Genomic DNA, 15,318 nt, shown 5'->3' on the forward strand with positions numbered 1-15,318 from the left:
GGAAAGGGCAGGATCAAAACGATGAAAAAGTATATTTTAACCAGCACACTGGCGGCGCTTTTGACCCTTGGAGGGCTCTCGGTGCCCGCGCTGGCCGGACCCGAGGATGTCGTCGTCGAGAACGCGTGGTCCCGCGCCTCCATCGGGATGAACCGTCCCGGGGCGGCCTACATGACGATCCGCAACGCTGGCGACGAGCCGGTAACGCTGATCGGCCTTAAGACACCGCTCGCGATGATGCCCGAGATCCACGAGACGAAGACCAATGCCGAAGGTGTGAGTTCGATGAGCCCGGCGGGCGAGATCACAATCGCCCCGGGCGAGAGCGTCGCGCTCGAGCCGGGGGGCCTGCACGCAATGCTGATGCGGCTGCAAGAACCGATGACGGAAGGGGAAACCTTTCCGCTGACCCTGCTCTTCGACGGCGGAGGCGAAGTGACGGTCGACGTGCCGATCCTCGGCATCGCCGCGAGGGGGCCGCAGGACTGATGCGGCGACGGGCGATCCTGGGGTATGGTGCGGCTGGTGTCGGGGCGGTCGCCCTGATGCTCTTCGTCGGTTGGTGGCGGGTCGACGGACCCGGTGCACCCGCACCTGTCGGGCAGCTGCCTGTGGCCCTGACCGAGATGGACTTCCGTCTGACGGATCATGAGGGCAACGCGGTCGGGCCGGAAACCCTCATCGGGCGACCGACGATGGCGTTCTTCGGCTTCACCTACTGTCCCGATGTCTGCCCGACCACACTCTCTGACATTTCGGGATGGCTCGACGATCTGGGAGACGAGGCCGACGAGATGAACGTGGTTTTCATCACGGTCGATCCCGAGCGCGACACTGTCGAAACGATGGCCGAATATGTCGGCTACTTCCATCCTGCGATCCGTGGCTGGACGGGGCCGGAGGAGCAGATAGCGCGCGTCGCGGACGGCTTCCGCGCCACCTACGAAAGGGTGCCGACGGAGAGCGGCGATTACACGATGAACCACACCGCGAGCGTCTTCCTGTTCGCAGCCTCCGGGCGGTTCGTCACCATGATCGACTATCACGAAGCCAGAGAATTCGCGGTGCCGAAGATCCGTCGCGCGCTGGCAGAAGAAATGGAGGGGGCGACATGAGGCTCAGAACTTTGGCGGCTTGTGTTGCAATTGCGGGGACGGTTTCGGGTGCGGCTATCGCCATCTCCGATCTTTTGTCGAAAGAACCCGTGCCGCCGGAACTTGCCCAGGCAGGTAGCTGGATGCCCCAACGTCCTGAAGTCCCCCAGAACGTTGACATTCCCGTGACGCTGCCCGTGACGGCATGGGCAGATGATGCACACAATCTCAGCCCGCTGCCCCTTCTGCAGGTCGCTGTTGCCGACAGGCCGGTACGGGCGATCGAGCCACCGCTGTCGACGTGGTCGCGCGACGTTGCACCTGGCGAGACGCTCGATTTCTTGCTGTCCGAAGCTGGACTTGCGGCACCTGACAGAGCCGAAGTTGCCCTCGCGCTTGGCGCGGAATACGATCTGCGACGGCTGCGGCCGGGGCACTCGGTCACTGTTGCTTCGACCATGGACGGCAGCCCCCGCACCGTCTCACTCGCCGTCGAGGACGGGGTTCGGATCGAGGTGGTTTTCGGCGAGCAGTTGTCCACACAGGTCGTGGCTCCGGATCCGGAGATCGTAACCCTTGCCGGCGAAGTCGTGATCAACAGCTCGATCTTCGCGGCACTCGACGAAGCCGGGATACCCGCCCGTTTTGCCGTGGACCTTGCGCAGATGCTGGGTGGGACCGTGGATTTCCGCCGCGAGATGGCCGGTGGCGAGACACTAAGGCTTCTCTGGCGCGAGGCGCGGGTCGGCGAGGACAGGATCGGACAGCCCGAGCTCGCCTTCGCCGCACTGGAGATCGGCGGTTCGCTTTACGAGATCGTATGGCCGGACGACGGCAGCGGTCAGGCGACGATCTACGTCGATGGCGAGGTGCTGCGCGTCTTCGCACAGCCGGTCGAGGGCGCGCGCCTCAGCTCGGTGTTCGGACGCCGCACGCATCCGGTCTTTGGCAACGTCCGGATGCACACCGGCGTTGATTTCGCAGCGGCACGTGGGACACCGGTTCAAGCGACGGCACCGGGGCGGGTCAGTTTCATCGGCTGGCGCGGCGGCTATGGTCGCGTGGTTGAAATCTCGCACGGGTCCGACACCATGACGCGCTACGCGCATCTGAGCGCCGTGCCGGAGGGCCTGGTACAAGGCCAACGCGTGGCGGCGGGAGATGTGATCAGCCGCGTCGGCGCGACCGGCACGGCGACAGGCCCGAACCTGCACTACGAAGTCCTCGTGGATGGGCGCCCGACTGACCCCCTCACTGACGACCGGCTCGCCGAAGCAGCCGAGAGCGAAGCGGATGATACCGCCGCGCTCTCGCGTCTGGCCGAGGCGCGGGCGCTTCTGAATGAAAACCTCGGCAGCGAGATTGCCGAAACGACAACCGAAAGGCTCTGACCCATGAAACGCATGACCCAAGCTCTTGCCATCACGCTCGCCCTTTTCCCGGCGGCCCAGGCCCTCGCAGAGACGACGGCGATCGACGTCCGCAAGACGAACGGATGCGGCTGCTGCCTCTCGTGGATGAACCACCTCGAAGAGAACGGTTTTGTGCCGACCGGCCAGGACATGTTCGGTGGGTCGCTGGTTCGCTTCAAGCTCGACAATGGCGTGCCGCAGCGCATGGTCTCCTGCCACACCGCGCTAATCGAGGGCTACGTGATCGAAGGCCATGTCCCGGCCGCTGACATCCGCCGCCTTCTCGATGAGCGCCCGGACGCAGTCGGTCTCGCCGTGCCTGGGATGCCCTATGGCTCGCCCGGCATGGGGCCAGAAGACGACCGCGAGGCCTATGATGTCTTCCTCATCCGCAAGGACGGGTCGACGGAAGTCTGTTCGAGCTACGCCGAAGGATAATCTGGCCCGCCCATGGAAAATCTGTCTCCGATAATGCTCGGCTTTCTCGGAAGTCTCGCCGCCGGTTCGCTCACGGCAGCCGGAGCAGCTCCCGTGCTGTTCGGGCGCATCCCGTCCCGGGCCACGCGCGACCTGTCGCTCGGCTTCGCTGCCGGTGTTATGCTGTCAGCCTCGTTCTTTTCGCTGATCATCCCCGCATTGGATGCGGCCGAGCCGATGTTCGAAAACGGCGCGATGCCTGCGGCCATCGTATGCGTCTCGATCCTTCTGGGCATGGGGGCTGTCGCCCTGATGAACGAAAAGCTGCCGCACGAGCACTTCAAGACAGGACGCGAAGGGCCCGAAGCGGCGTCTTTGCGGCGGGTCTGGCTGTTCATCATCGCGATCACGATCCACAACTTCCCCGAAGGCCTCGCGGTTGGGGTCGGCTTCGGATCCGGAGGTATGGAGGGCGGTCTGCCGCTTGCTGTCGGCATCGGGCTTCAGAATGCGCCCGAAGGATTGGCCGTCGCTGTATCGCTGCTGGGCGAGGGATATCCGAAGCTGCGCGCCTGGGGCATCGCGGCGCTGACGGGCATGGTCGAGCCGATTGGCGGCCTGCTTGGGGCCGGGATCATCACACTGTCGGAACCGCTGCTTCCATGGGGGCTGGCCTTTGCCGCGGGCGCAATGCTCTACGTCATCAGCCACGAAATTATCCCCGAAACGCATCGCAGCGGCCATCAGAACAGGGCGACGCTCGGTCTCGCAGTCGGGCTCGTTCTGATGCTGTTCCTTGATGTCTGGTTGGGATGAGGCAATGTCACTAAACAAGGTATCTCCGATGATCGGCGTATTAGCAGCACTTGCTGCGTTCGCGATCGATCAGATAACAAAAGCCATTGTCGTTGCGAATGCCGCCACTTTAAGCGCCGGGATTTCCGTGTTTCCGGGATTCAACCTCGTCTTTTATCGTAATGACGGCGTGACTTTTGGGATGCTGGGCGGCGCGCCGTGGTGGAGCCTCATCGCTCTCGCTCTTGCCATCTGTGTTTGGCTGGGGGTTATGCTGTTTCGCGCCGACAATACGGTGGAAACGCTTGCCTATGGCGCGATCATTGGCGGAGCCCTGGGCAATGTCATCGACCGTGTGCGGTATCGGGCTGTAACAGACTTTCTCGATTTCTACATTGGCACCGCACACTGGCCTGCCTTCAACATGGCCGATGTGTTTGTGGTCAGTGGCGTGGGGCTCTTGCTCGCCGCGCCATGGATCAGCGCGCGGCGTTCGGTCAAGTCGTGAAGCCGGAAATTCTGAACCGCATCGCTCTGCGCTACCGTCTGCTTTCGCGGATGACGCTTGGTTTCGTCGCCGGGGCGCTGGCGGTTCTGACTTTCCCGCCTTTCTCGCTTCTCCTGCTCGTTCCCCTTGCCTATTCCGCGTTGTTTGTCGGGCTTCGCGATCTCTCCTTTGGGCGTGCTTTCCTCGTCGGCTGGGCGTTTGGTCTTGGCCAGTTCGGTTTCGGGATTTCGTGGATCGCGGAAAGTTTTTACGTCGAGGCCGGGCGGTTCGGGACGATGGCGATCCCGGCCGTCGCGGGATTGTCCGCAGGTCTCGCGATTTTCCCGGCCATTGCCGCCGCGCTTTTCGCCGAAATCGCGCGGCGCGGAGCCATGGGCAGTCTCTTGGCCTGCCTCCTGTTCGCGACCTCGTGGACCGCGGCCGAGTGGTTGCGTGGTCACGTTCTGACAGGTTTTCCGTGGAACCTCGCCGGCTACGCACTTGTAGACTACGCCACCCTTCGCCAGACCGCCGCCTGGGTCGGAAGCTATGGGCTAAGCTTTCTCACCGTGTTCGTCGCGGCACTTCCCGGCGCGGCTGTCATGGCGTCCGGGCGGCAACGATTGACCGTTTCGCTCATGGCGCTGGCCGGCATCGCGACGATGTGGGCTGTCGGCACGCTTCGCCTCCAGTCGGATGCACAACAGCCACCCGGTGTCGACCTGCGCATCGTCCAGGGCAACATTCCCCAAGGGGAGAAATGGGCGCCCGAGAACCGCGAGGCGACATTCGCGCGCTATCTTGAGCTTTCAACCCGGCCCGGCGATTTCGACGTTCTTCTCTGGCCCGAAACCGCCTTTCCGGGTTTCCTCGATGAGGATACGAAGGCGCGGGATCGCATTGCCGCTGCGCTACCGGACGGCAGGGTGCTGCTCACCGGTGTGCCGGACCGTGTACCGAGCGAGTATGGGATCCGATATTTCAACACGGTCCAGGCATTTGACGAGACCGGCGAGATCCTGACCGGATACGCGAAACACCATCTCGTGCCCTTCGGCGAATACGTGCCATTTCGCGGCTGGTTGCCGGTCGAGCGGCTGACAGCGGGGCTGGGCGATTTCACGCCCGGTCCGGGCCCGCGAACGCTTGCGCTTCCGGGTGTGCCGCTGGTCGCCGTGGCGATCTGCTATGAGGTCATCTTCCCAGGCCATGTGGTCGACGACCTGTTCCGGCCTGACTGGATCTTCAACGCCACCAACGATGCCTGGTTTGGTACCAGCATCGGACCGGAGCAGCATCTGGCTTCCGCACGTATGCGCGCCGTGGAGGAAGGCCTTCCTGTCATCCGAGCCGCGAATACGGGCATTTCTGCGGTCATCGACGCGAACGGAGAGATCGTTGCGCGGCTCGATACCGGCGAAACGGGCATCATCGACGCTAGTCTGCCCTCCGCGCGTCCGCCGACACTCTACGCGAGCTTCGGGGACTGGATGCTGTTGGCGCTCATCTTGGCTTCGTGGAGCTGGGCTCTGACGGCCAATGCGACGGCTCGTTTCCGCCGCATGAGAAAGACCGTCATGCAAAGATGTGGATAGGTGTTCCGTCCTTCACCATTGCATAGATGTCCTCGATCTGCCGATCTGTGACCGCGATGCAGCCAGCTGTCCAGTCGCGGACGTTCGTCGGATCGATGCCGGGGCGTGGACCACCATGGATGAAGATGTCGCCGCCGGGGGAAAAGCCCTGCGCTTCGGCAAAGGCGATGTCGGCCTCATTCGGATAAGAGATACCAACTGAAAGATGATACGTACTTTCAGGGTTGCGCTTATCGACTATGTAGGTGCCCTCCGGAGTCCGGCCGTCTCCCTCGAATTGCTTGTGCCCCTCAGGAGCAAAACCCAGTCCGACCGGATAGGTTTGCAATACTCGATCGGCTCCGTCGAGAACAAGCAAGCGCTGCCCCTTGTAAAGCCGAACGCGGGTCACCTCGGGTCCGCCATAGCTGCGGAACTTGCTGGCGCAGCCGGACAGAAACGCTGCCAACCCGCCCAACAGGACGGCGCGGCGGGGAAATCGGATGGTTTTCACTGCTCGATGCCTCTTTCGTGAGGCCTGATATGGACATTACGTTACCTTGCCAATGCTGCGTGATCAATGTCCGTGGGCAAGCGCGGCCTTTGCCATCTGTGGGCCAACCTGCTCACCGCTTAATGCCTTGTGTGCCTACCGCAGCGCCTTGAGGGCGACCGGCAGGGAGGCCCCGGCAGGCCTTAATCGAACAACTCGTGAAGCCAGGATTTGCGGCGGTAGCCGTGCTTGCCGTCGCCGCCGCCGTGCTTTCCGCGCCCGTAGCCGCGATCATCGTCGTAGCCGCGCGGCTCAGGCACGCGCTGAGGCGCCAAATCGGGTGCCGAACGCTCGATGATCTTGTCCAGTTCGCCCCGGTCGAGCCAGACACCCCGGCAATCGGGACAGAAGTCGATCTCGATCCCCTGGCGGTCGGTCATGCTCAAGGGCACCTCGCAAACCGGACACATCATCCTGCCCTTCACGCTCATGTCTCGTCTCGGCTCCTCTCCGGGTTCTCTCAGTTCAATGACCATGTGCCAGCGCCCCTTTGGACAAGCCTTCGCCAACCGGCTCGCCGCGGCATGGCGGCGTCTTGGCCTTGTGGCCGTTCAACAGCCGCAGCGCGTTGGCCACAACCAGCAACGACACACCGACATCCGCCGCAATGGCGCCCCACATCGAGGCCATGCCGAAGGCAGTCAACCCGACGAACAGCGCCTTCGTCGCCAGCGAAATGCCGATGTTCTGACGGATGATCGTCATGGCCCGGCGCGAATGACCGATCAGCCAAGGCACCTTGCCGAGGTCGTCGGTCATCAGGGCAATATCCGCCGTCTCGATTGCCGCGTCCGAACCAACAGCACCCATCGCGATGGCGTAATGCGCACGCGCCATGGCGGGGGCGTCGTTCACTCCGTCGCCGATCATGGCCACCATGTCATGCGTTTCGACCAGTTCTTCGATGGCTGTCACCTTGTCTTCGGGCAGAAGCTCGGCACGGACCTCGTCGATGCCGACCTCGGCGGCAACGGCGCGCGCTGTCCGCTCGTTGTCGCCCGTCAGCATGACGATGGTCTTCACGCCTTGCGCGTGGAGCTGTGCCACGATGCCCTTGGCGTCGGGGCGGATACGGTCGCGCAATTCCAGGATGCCGGTCACGCCGGTGTCGTCGCCCACGGCAACAAGGGTGCTGCCGGCGCCTTCTATGCGGTCGCGCAAATCCTTTGGAATGGCGTCGCCGAAACCCTTCTCCTCGGCAAACCGGTCGGACCCCAGCCAGATCGACCGGCCGTCTGTGCGTCCTTCAAGTCCCCTACCGGGAACGGTTCGGGTATCTTCCGCGGCGGACACATTGATGCCGTCGGCTTCTGCCCGCGTGAGAATGGCGCGCGCCAAGGGATGCGAGGAACGTGCCTCCAGTCCAGCGGCGAGGGTCATCAGATCTTGCGCCGATGCTTTGCCCAGCGGATGCACCGCCGCCACCTCGGGCTCGCCCATGGTGATCGTGCCGGTCTTGTCCATGGCCAGTGCAGTGGTCTTGCCCGGTGCCTCAACATATGCACCACCCTTGATCAGCACCCCGGCCCGCGCAGAGGCGGTGAGTGCAGCGACGATGGAGACCGGTGTCGAGATGACCAGAGCACACGGGCAGGCGATCACCAGCAGCACGAGTGCATTGTAGAACCAATAATCCCAGGCCCCACCCAAAATGAGCGGCGGCAGCAGGGCAATTGCAATGGCGAGAGCCATGACGATAGGCGTGTAGATGCGGGCGAACTTCGCCACCCATTGCTCCACCGGCGCGCGGCGGGCATGGGCGTCGCCGACCATGCGGATGATCTTGGCCAAGACGGTGTCCGAGGCGGCCTTCGTGGCGCGCACCGTCAATGTGCCTTCGCCGTTGATCGTGCCGGCATAGACTTCGTCGCCTCGTTCCTTTGTGACCAGCGCACTCTCTCCGGTGATTGGCGCCTGATCGACCGCGCCCGCGCCGTCCGTCACCTCACCATCCAGCGGGATACGGTCGCCACCGCGTACTATGAAGCTTGCGCCTACGGCGACTTGAGCCGCCGGAACGTCGGCCTCGCTTCCGTCTTCGCGGATCACGCGCGCCGTCGGTGGTGCAAGATCCAAGAGCGCCGAGACCGCATTCCTTGCACGCCCGACGCTCCAGCTTTCGAGGTAGAGCGAGAGCGAGAAGAAGAACGCGACCGTCGCCGCCTCGAAGAATTCGCCAAGCCCGATGGCACCGGCCACGGCGACAACCATGAGCAGGTTCATGTCCGGCGACAGCCGCCGAGCGGACGACCATGCCTTGGGTGCCACGAGCCAGACACCGAACAGGATCGCAACCGCGAACAGCCCTGCCTCGACCAGCGGCATCGGCGCTTCGCCGTGCCCCGCGAAAAGGCCGAGCGCCCCGCCCATGCCGGTCTCGATGATGTGCCACAGGAATCCCGCGGCCCAGAAGCCGCCGCTGAGCGCCGTAAACAGCCGCTGTCGTGCAAGATGGGCCGCCTGGTCGACCGACGCGTTTTCGGCATCCCAGGGCTTGGCGGTCATGCCGGTGCTTGCCACCAGTTCTGCAACTTCGCCGTCCGATACCTGCATTGCGCTGTCGAGGATGGTCATCCGTCCATTGATCACGTCGAACGCGAGATGCTCCGCCCCGCCGATCTTCGGGCCGACCACCTTGTTCAGGATCGCGACCTCCTCGGCGCAATCGAGGCCTGAAACCTGAAAGCTGCGCCCGGCATACGGCGCGGGCGTCACTGGAGCGACGTCGCCACAGCTTCGACTGCCTTCGCAGCAGCCGTCGCCGGATGCCTGCGGAGCGTCGGTATCATCATGGCGGTGGATATCAGACGGCATGAACGGACCTCGGGATTCGGACAGTTCAGATCAACATAGCACCTACAGCAACTAGAGCTTCAAGTGAAAAATCGGTTGGTCTTCATGTCCTGTTTTTTGGTAGGACTGACAGCGGATTGCCCCGTTTTGGCGAGGCAGAAAGAAAATGCGAAAGGAAACTCAATGCAATCGATCATGCAAAAACGTAACGTGATGGTCCTGCCCACGTTAGGGTCAGGACTCGTTCTCGCGTCATAGCCAGAACATGACTGTTGCTGCGAGGGCGACGGCGGAGAGGAAGACCGTCGGGCACCTGTCGTAGCGGGTAGCAATCCGTCGCCAGTCCTTCAGTCGCCCGAACATGATCTCGATCCGGTTGCGGCGTTTGTAGCGGCGCTTGTCATGCTTGATTGGCTTGCCGCGTGACTTCCGGCCCGGGATGCAGGGCTTTATCCCCTTGTCTTTCAACGCCTCTCGGAACCAGTCGGCATCATAACCGCGGTCGGCCAGCAACCACTCCGCATTTGGCAGGCTGCCCAGCAGGGCCGCGGCGCCGGTGTAATCGCTTACCTGGCCGGCGGTCATGGAGAAGCGGAGAGGGCGCCCCTCGGCGTCGGTGACGGCATGCAGCTTGGTGTTCATGCCGCCCTTCGTTCGGCCGATCAGACGGCCGCGCAGGTCGCCGGGGCCCCCTTTTTCGACCGCAGGCTGGTCGCCGTGCGGTGCGCCTTCAAGTAAGTCGCGTCGATCATCACCGTCTTCGGAACAGCGGCCTCGGCGGCCAGGCCATCCATCATCCGGGCGAAGACCCCTTTGTCACTCCACCGCTTCCAGCGGTTGTAGAGGGTCTTGGGAGGGCCGTACTCCCTCGGCGCATCCCGCCACCGCAACCCGTTGCGATTGATGAAGATTATCCCGCTCAGCACGCGCCGGTCATCGACCCGCGGCTTGCCATGGCTCTTGGGAAAGAAGGGCTGGAGCCGCGCCATCTGCGCCTCCGTCAGCCAGAAAAGGTTGCTCATTGGTCAGTCTCCTTGCTGAGGCTGAATCATGCCGCAAGCCAATGATCAATGGGTCCTGACCCTAATGATGGACAACCTTTTGGAGGACTGGGGGCAGCCATTTTATCCAGTCGTCGAGTAGCGACGTCTGCCGGTCAACGCCATGCCCTCGACCCATCGCACACTCGCGCTTGCTCCCGCATCACCGCGTAGTCGCTCAGCATCTCAGCGATGACCGAACCTCCCGGCAGGAGGGCCAGCTCCTCCGCCGCCTGCACCTTGAACTCCCGGCCATACTCGACCACGGGCGGGCACGTCGCGAGCCTGCCGTCCTCAGAACGAACCGTCCCGCAGCCGGTCAGCGAGATCGCTGCGATCGCGAGGACGGCGAGCCGCCGCTTCCAGCATCCGACGTTGGACGTCATTGGCCTTCTCCATGGTTTCAAGGCGTTCCGCCAGCCGTCCCGCACGCTCGCCGGAGCGCCGAAGGGCCAGCAAGAACAGAAGGACGGCGAGTGCGATGGCCGCGTAATGCAGGGCCGCCCGGATCCACGGGGCGGCCGCGATCCCGGTGAACAGAGCGGCGATCATCGACGCCCCCGCTTCCAGTCATCAAGCCGCGCGTAGATCGTGACGGCAACGCCCGCGAGCGCTAAGGCGATGAACACCCAGCGCAGCGTATCGAGGTAGGGCACGAGCGGCAGGATCGCGGACTGGGTGTCCGTCAGGACGCTCTGCGCAACCTCGACACCCGCGGCGCCGAGCGTCGCCACACCGGCCGCGCCGCCACCCTTCATCGTGCGGCTGTCGGCCAGCACCTCGCGCGCCGGCAGCGTTTCCGCGGCAAACGCCGTCGCCCGAACCGGGAAGCGTTCGCCCCACTGCCGCGCAGGACCGAGATCAATGTGCATGAAGTCGGAGCGCGGGTAGAAACCGAACCCGAGGAAGCCGACCTCTCGCGCCGCCGCCTCAAAGGCGACCGGGTCGTGGTTCGCCATGGCGATGTCGAAGGCCGTGCCGTCCATGTGCGTCGAGCGTGGCGCGCCGCCGACGGCCCGGTTATGCGCCGGACTGCGGTAGGCCGAACGGACGATGAGGGGCTTGCCAAGCCGATCGCGCAGCGCCTGGAGCTTGTCGAGCGCATCTTCGTTGATCCGCAGGGAGCCGCTGCCTCGGCAGGCGATCTCGGCAGGCGAGAAGTTCTTCCAGCGCCACGAGTCCTCGGGCACATCGCGCCAGTGGTTGAAATAGCTCGTCGTCATCGGTGGTCTCCGGGCACAAAAAAGCCCGCCGGACGGCGGGCTGGTGGGTTGGGGCTCGTCGGGGCCAATTAGGGCCCATTGCCGAACAGCTTCAGCTTGATGGCGATGCCGGCCATTAGGGCGAGCAGGATTCCGGTGGTAATCAGCCGTACGCTGGTCTGGACGGCCGTGCGCTTGGCGAGCCTGAGGCTGCTCAGCAGGGAGCGCAGGTCGCGGATGTCGCCGGGCGCGTCCTCGTCGACCAAGCCGACATCGGCCAGCGCCCGCTTGGCCCCTCGCTCGGCCGCCAGTTCGAGCAATTGCTCGAACTCGGCCTCGGGCATGGCGACATACCCGTCCTTCGTCGAAGGGCAGTTCATGGTGGTCTCCAATCTGGATCTGATCAGGCGGCCAGGTCGGCCTCGTGAACGCGCGCGTCCTCGCCGACGGCGGTGATTTCCACCTGCTCGCCGCGCGGGCGAACGGCAATGACGCGGGCCTTGGCGCTCCAGGTTTCGCCGGGGCCGAAGGCGAAGTGGCTGCGCTCCTCGGCGGTGCCGGTATAGGGAGCGAAGCCCAGAGGATCGAGAACCCGGAGCGTCCGACCCTCGCCAACGACGGCCTCCACGTGGAACGGCCCGGCGGGACTGCCGTCACGACGGCGCAGCGCGATGTAGTGGTCCTGGCCCTCTACCCACTCCAAGGGCTCCGAGACCGACAGCAGTGCTTCCGTTTCGTCCCAGGCGACCACCTCCCCACCCTGGCCCCAGCGGGGCATGTCGTGGGTGACGGCGACCAGATCGCCGTAGGTGGGGATCAACCCGTCCAGTTCGGTGCGCCAGGAGACCAGTTTGCGCCGATAACGATTGTCGGCGGCCATGTAGAGCCCCTCGCGGGCGGCCTGGGCCTCGTCGGTGCAGCCGAACAGGGTCACCTTGGCGGGCTTTTCGGCGGCGCTGTCGGGCAGGCTTGCCGTGACTTCATCCGGCTTCCAGGCCCGGGCGTTGAAGAACTCGACGGTGACCGCGTCGGCGGTGTCCTCGCCCGGCATGATGTACTGGATCTTGAACGAGCCCTTGACGATGTTGCGCGGCCCGAACATCGCCACCGGCAAGGTCTGCGCCGCATCCCGAAACAGACGCACGATGCCCCCCTGGAGAACCGGCACGGCGCGACCGCAACGGGCGATCCGGGTCAGCGCCTCCCACACGGTCATGGCGCTGTCGAACACGCCGTCGAAGGTATCGCCCCGCCCGGTCCAGATCTGATCGAGGGCATAGAGCGCCAACAGATCGATCCGACCGTCCGCCAGACCGGCGCCGTAGGATGCTCGGCAGGCGTCGGCGAAGGCCCAGGCGATGGAACGGGTCGGCTGTGGTGCGGACCACCCTGTAATCGGCTCCCAAACCGGTAGCCGGCGGGTGACCACGCAGTTGATCATCCGCGAAGAGCGCTGGGACAGGTTGTCGGTGGCCCGCATTTTGACGGCAAGCAGGGTCACTCCTTGTGTCCCTGTCGCGGCTCCGCCGCTCCCCGCCTCTTGGCCGAAGTCGGGCGTGCCTTCCAGATAGGCGCGCAGCGCGCCCCAGCGCAGTTCATGCCCGGCCCTCGACGAGGTGTCGATGGCATCCAGCCGGATCATCCGGACCTCGTAGCGGCCCGGCGTGACGGCGTACTTGTAGCTGAGCCGCAGCGCGGTGTTGGTGGCCGCCGAATGGCTCTCGGTGCCGAGCGTCGTCCAGTCTCCGATGGCCTGACCGTCGTCGTCGACGGCCCTGGCCTGCACCTCCCACTGGGCGCTCCGGGTGTCGAGCCCGCCTGCGTCATTGGCGTAGTAGAGACCTCGAGCGAACACCACGTCGATGCCGATGTGCCCGGCCTGGGTCTCGACGGGATTGGCCGTGAAGGGTCCGACCCAATCGCCGCCATCGCCCGTGCTGCGCAATTCCTGACCCGCGACCTCGGGCGCCGTGACCACATCGGTCTCGAACAAGGTGACCGTGCCGCCAGGGCCGACGATCTCCGTTTCCACCTCCTCGAAGGCGGCGATGGGCGTGTCCTCGATGCGCACCTGTTCCAGGTCGTATTCGCCCTGGCCGATCACATGAAGCTGGAACAGATACTGCTCGTTGCCGGCAAACTCCTGATAGGGCTGGGTGGCAAGGTCGGGATAGATCAGGTGGCGGCCATAGAGCACCGGGATCGGCTGGCCGAGACGGGCCTCGTTGCCCTGGGCCGAGAGGGAATAGGTGGGACTTGGTGCCGGTGGCGCGCCGACCGATCCGAAACTGAGCGACGGCACCGAGGGCTTGGGCGCCGGCACCACGGCATTCATCAACGCCATGCCGGCGAGCGAGATGATCGCCCCACCGATGGCCTGCTGCAGGACACCCGCGCCGATGCCGAGCGCTGCCCCGGCGTTGGCTGAGATGCCCATGGCCGCGCCCAGCGGACCGCCGAGGGCGAACGAAGCCACCATGACGGCGATGGACAGCACGGTGCGCAGCGGATTCTTTCCGCCCCCACCGCCTCCGCCACCGCCTTGGGGCAGGGTCACGAACGCGACCACGTCACCGTCGGCGATGACCGTGGTGGTCCAGTCGGCGCGCAGAACGGCCCTGCCATTGTGCAGGCAGATGGTCGGGCGGTCGAATTCGCCAACACCCCTGTTATCGAGCCAGCCGCGCACCGTGGTCAGGCTCAGCACCGGGCACACTTCGCGGTCCCGATCCGGACAGAACGGGTTACGGACCATGGTCACGGCGGCGAGCATCAGTTTTCCCCGGTGAAACGGTAATAGCCTTCGATGCGCCAGCCGTTGGCCGCCAGCGCGGTCACGCCCTGGAACGCCACCCCGGCCTCCTGGGCGCAGTGCAGAACGCCGCCGCCGTCCACGTCCAGCCAGACGCCGACATGGATTGGATAGCGGGCCTGGCGGATGAGCACGCAGTCCCCCTCGGCGGGAGCATCAACCTGGATCCAGCGTTTCCGTTCCGGGTGGTCACGAAAATCTCGGGCAATACCCAGCAGGTCCTCGGGGTTGGCGATCACGGGCAAGGCTCGCCCGAAATGCCGCTCCTGAACCCAGCACACGAAGGCCCAACAATGAAACGAACCGGGGCCTTCCCCCGTGGCGGACCACGGCAGGCCGATGTAGGTTTCTGCCCAGTGCATTATCGCGTCAGTCCAGGAAAGCGCTTGGCGGTGTAGGTTTCGCCGGGGAAGGTCTTGTTGCCGATGTCGAGCATCCGCGCCCGCCCGGTGACCTGGAGCGCGTTGGCCTCCACCTCGGTCAGAACCAGGGTGATCGGCGGGTCCATCTGCGGCCCTTCCAGATCGGTGGAGAGATAGGGCCGATAGGTGATCTCGATCTTGTCCTGGGAGACGGCCGCTGCATCCAGATGGCGGACGATCTCTCGGCTCACGTTATCCAGCGTCACCGTGATCTCGGGGACCGGCGCGGTGTCGATGGGCGGCAGCGACAGATCGAAGGCGAGCGCCACGAAGGTCACCATCTCCCCGCCGTCGATCGGCGCCGAGGGCTCCAGTCGGGCGGTCAGGTCCCGGTGGTCCCGCACCACGCGGATGGCGGTGGGGTGGCCATCGCCATCCTCGAAGGCCGGATGGCGCAGTTCCAGGGTATGCAGGATCACGACGTCCGACGGCGCGGTGGCATAGGCTTCCTTGATCGCCTGGGACAGGGCCGGATCAGGCATTGGGATCGTCCAGCAGGGTCGGCTTGGGATGCGCGCGTTTGACGGCGAGCCAGCGGCCGATGACCTCGTTCATCTCGGCGGGCAAGGTCGTGCCGTTCATGCGCAGATGATTGAAGGCCTTGAGGATGGCGTCCAACTGCTCGCCGGTCGGCAGCGCCCGTTGGTATTCCGACGCCCGCTCCTCGCGCACGCGTTGGACCGGCACCGACTGGTCCAGGATGTGCTGGATTTCCGC

Annotated in this window: 18 protein-coding genes; 7 read left to right on the top strand and 11 right to left on the bottom strand. The window is 64.7% G+C overall.

The window, feature by feature from the left end; all coding sequences use genetic code 11:
• Nucleotides 1-21 precede the first annotated feature (21 nt).
• The 7 genes from TH2_RS05140 to lnt are packed head-to-tail and all read left to right on the top strand — an operon-like array spanning nucleotide 22 to nucleotide 5,800.
• Nucleotides 22-489, top strand: coding sequence for a copper chaperone PCu(A)C (locus TH2_RS05140; protein WP_008889344.1), 468 nt, complete (start codon nucleotides 22-24; stop codon nucleotides 487-489).
• Nucleotides 489-1,115 (top strand): SCO family protein, encoded by a 627-nt coding sequence (locus TH2_RS05145; protein WP_008889345.1) that lies wholly within the window; start codon nucleotides 489-491, stop codon nucleotides 1,113-1,115. The genes TH2_RS05140 and TH2_RS05145 overlap by 1 nt, the downstream gene beginning before the upstream one ends.
• Nucleotides 1,112-2,485 (top strand): M23 family metallopeptidase, encoded by a 1,374-nt coding sequence (locus TH2_RS05150; protein ID WP_040822729.1) that lies wholly within the window; start codon nucleotides 1,112-1,114, stop codon nucleotides 2,483-2,485. Before TH2_RS05145 ends, TH2_RS05150 begins: the two co-directional genes overlap by 4 nt.
• A 3-nt stretch (nucleotides 2,486-2,488) precedes the next feature.
• Nucleotides 2,489-2,944 carry a DUF411 domain-containing protein gene (locus TH2_RS05155; protein ID WP_008889347.1) on the top strand — a complete coding sequence of 152 codons (456 nt, stop codon included), beginning with the start codon at nucleotides 2,489-2,491 and terminating at the stop codon, nucleotides 2,942-2,944.
• Nucleotides 2,945-2,956: 12 nt separating this feature from the next.
• Nucleotides 2,957-3,739: a ZIP family metal transporter gene (locus TH2_RS05160; protein WP_040822731.1), complete on the top strand. Its 783-nt coding sequence runs from the start codon at nucleotides 2,957-2,959 to the stop codon at nucleotides 3,737-3,739.
• 4 nt (nucleotides 3,740-3,743) lie between these two features.
• The gene (gene lspA / locus TH2_RS05165; RefSeq protein ID WP_238538662.1) at nucleotides 3,744-4,226 is read left to right on the top strand and encodes a signal peptidase II; all 483 of its coding nucleotides are present in this window, start codon (nucleotides 3,744-3,746) and stop codon (nucleotides 4,224-4,226) included.
• Nucleotides 4,193-5,800 (top strand): apolipoprotein N-acyltransferase, encoded by a 1,608-nt coding sequence (lnt, locus tag TH2_RS05170; RefSeq protein ID WP_008889350.1) that lies wholly within the window; start codon nucleotides 4,193-4,195, stop codon nucleotides 5,798-5,800. The genes lspA and lnt overlap by 34 nt, the downstream gene beginning before the upstream one ends.
• On the opposite strand, the gene TH2_RS05175 is transcribed toward lnt, so the two are convergent.
• The 11 genes from TH2_RS05175 to TH2_RS21205 all read right to left on the bottom strand — a co-directional run bounded on the left by TH2_RS05175 (nucleotide 5,781) and on the right by TH2_RS21205 (nucleotide 15,288).
• On the bottom strand, nucleotides 5,781-6,293 hold the full coding sequence (locus TH2_RS05175; protein WP_008889351.1) for a L,D-transpeptidase family protein: 513 nt from the start codon (nucleotides 6,291-6,293) through the stop codon (nucleotides 5,781-5,783). The genes lnt and TH2_RS05175 overlap by 20 nt on opposite strands.
• Nucleotides 6,294-6,475: 182 nt before the next feature.
• Nucleotides 6,476-6,763 (bottom strand): TFIIB-type zinc ribbon-containing protein, encoded by a 288-nt coding sequence (locus TH2_RS05180; RefSeq protein ID WP_008889352.1) that lies wholly within the window; start codon nucleotides 6,761-6,763, stop codon nucleotides 6,476-6,478.
• Between the two features lie 34 nt (nucleotides 6,764-6,797).
• Nucleotides 6,798-9,146 (bottom strand): heavy metal translocating P-type ATPase, encoded by a 2,349-nt coding sequence (locus TH2_RS05185; protein ID WP_008889353.1) that lies wholly within the window; start codon nucleotides 9,144-9,146, stop codon nucleotides 6,798-6,800.
• A 231-nt stretch (nucleotides 9,147-9,377) separates the two neighbouring features.
• Nucleotides 9,378-10,147, bottom strand: a protein-coding gene (locus tag TH2_RS20710) for an IS5 family transposase (RefSeq protein WP_414717972.1) whose coding sequence is annotated in 2 segments (ribosomal slippage) — nucleotides 9,378-9,829 and nucleotides 9,829-10,147 — 771 coding nt in all. Because the reading frame shifts where the segments join, the coding sequence is not laid out codon by codon here.
• A gap of 312 nt (nucleotides 10,148-10,459) precedes the next feature.
• The gene (locus tag TH2_RS05205; protein WP_008889357.1) at nucleotides 10,460-10,717 is read right to left on the bottom strand and encodes a hypothetical protein; all 258 of its coding nucleotides are present in this window, start codon (nucleotides 10,715-10,717) and stop codon (nucleotides 10,460-10,462) included.
• Entirely contained in the window at nucleotides 10,714-11,388 is a 675-nt protein-coding gene (locus tag TH2_RS05210) for a YcbK family protein (protein ID WP_008889358.1), read from the bottom strand. Before TH2_RS05210 ends, TH2_RS05205 begins: the two co-directional genes overlap by 4 nt.
• A 68-nt stretch (nucleotides 11,389-11,456) precedes the next feature.
• Nucleotides 11,457-11,747, bottom strand: a complete 291-nt coding sequence (locus TH2_RS05215; protein WP_008889359.1) for a DUF6127 family protein — start codon at nucleotides 11,745-11,747, stop codon at nucleotides 11,457-11,459.
• A 23-nt stretch (nucleotides 11,748-11,770) separates the two neighbouring features.
• Entirely contained in the window at nucleotides 11,771-14,140 is a 2,370-nt protein-coding gene (locus TH2_RS05220; protein ID WP_008889360.1) for a host specificity factor TipJ family phage tail protein, read from the bottom strand.
• Nucleotides 14,140-14,541 carry an NlpC/P60 family protein gene (locus TH2_RS05225; protein ID WP_008889361.1) on the bottom strand — a complete coding sequence of 134 codons (402 nt, stop codon included), beginning with the start codon at nucleotides 14,539-14,541 and terminating at the stop codon, nucleotides 14,140-14,142. Before TH2_RS05225 ends, TH2_RS05220 begins: the two co-directional genes overlap by 1 nt.
• Nucleotides 14,541-15,083, bottom strand: a complete 543-nt coding sequence (locus TH2_RS05230) for a DUF1833 family protein (RefSeq protein ID WP_008889362.1) — start codon at nucleotides 15,081-15,083, stop codon at nucleotides 14,541-14,543. The genes TH2_RS05225 and TH2_RS05230 overlap by 1 nt, the downstream gene beginning before the upstream one ends.
• The gene (locus tag TH2_RS21205; RefSeq protein ID WP_008889363.1) at nucleotides 15,076-15,288 is read right to left on the bottom strand and encodes a hypothetical protein; all 213 of its coding nucleotides are present in this window, start codon (nucleotides 15,286-15,288) and stop codon (nucleotides 15,076-15,078) included. The genes TH2_RS05230 and TH2_RS21205 overlap by 8 nt, the downstream gene beginning before the upstream one ends.
• Nucleotides 15,289-15,318 lie beyond the last annotated feature (30 nt).

The organism is Thalassospira profundimaris WP0211 (assembly GCF_000300275.1).
In the GTDB taxonomy this organism is placed as follows: domain Bacteria; phylum Pseudomonadota; class Alphaproteobacteria; order Rhodospirillales; family Thalassospiraceae; genus Thalassospira; species Thalassospira profundimaris.

Coding starts and splice junctions, on each gene's coding strand:
- TH2_RS05140 (WP_008889344.1), top strand. CDS start 22: ATGAAAAAGTATATTTTAACCAGCACACTGGCGGCGCTTTTGACCCTT.
- TH2_RS05145 (WP_008889345.1), top strand. CDS start 489: ATGCGGCGACGGGCGATCCTGGGGTATGGTGCGGCTGGTGTCGGGGCG.
- TH2_RS05150 (WP_040822729.1), top strand. CDS start 1,112: ATGAGGCTCAGAACTTTGGCGGCTTGTGTTGCAATTGCGGGGACGGTT.
- TH2_RS05155 (WP_008889347.1), top strand. CDS start 2,489: ATGAAACGCATGACCCAAGCTCTTGCCATCACGCTCGCCCTTTTCCCG.
- TH2_RS05160 (WP_040822731.1), top strand. CDS start 2,957: ATGGAAAATCTGTCTCCGATAATGCTCGGCTTTCTCGGAAGTCTCGCC.
- lspA (WP_238538662.1), top strand. CDS start 3,744: ATGTCACTAAACAAGGTATCTCCGATGATCGGCGTATTAGCAGCACTT.
- lnt (WP_008889350.1), top strand. CDS start 4,193: ATGGATCAGCGCGCGGCGTTCGGTCAAGTCGTGAAGCCGGAAATTCTG.
- TH2_RS05180 (WP_008889352.1), bottom strand. CDS start 6,763: ATGAGCGTGAAGGGCAGGATGATGTGTCCGGTTTGCGAGGTGCCCTTG.
- TH2_RS05185 (WP_008889353.1), bottom strand. CDS start 9,146: ATGCCGTCTGATATCCACCGCCATGATGATACCGACGCTCCGCAGGCA.
- TH2_RS05205 (WP_008889357.1), bottom strand. CDS start 10,717: ATGATCGCCGCTCTGTTCACCGGGATCGCGGCCGCCCCGTGGATCCGG.
- TH2_RS05210 (WP_008889358.1), bottom strand. CDS start 11,388: ATGACGACGAGCTATTTCAACCACTGGCGCGATGTGCCCGAGGACTCG.
- TH2_RS05215 (WP_008889359.1), bottom strand. CDS start 11,747: ATGAACTGCCCTTCGACGAAGGACGGGTATGTCGCCATGCCCGAGGCC.
- TH2_RS05220 (WP_008889360.1), bottom strand. CDS start 14,140: ATGCTCGCCGCCGTGACCATGGTCCGTAACCCGTTCTGTCCGGATCGG.
- TH2_RS05225 (WP_008889361.1), bottom strand. CDS start 14,541: ATGCACTGGGCAGAAACCTACATCGGCCTGCCGTGGTCCGCCACGGGG.
- TH2_RS05230 (WP_008889362.1), bottom strand. CDS start 15,083: ATGCCTGATCCGGCCCTGTCCCAGGCGATCAAGGAAGCCTATGCCACC.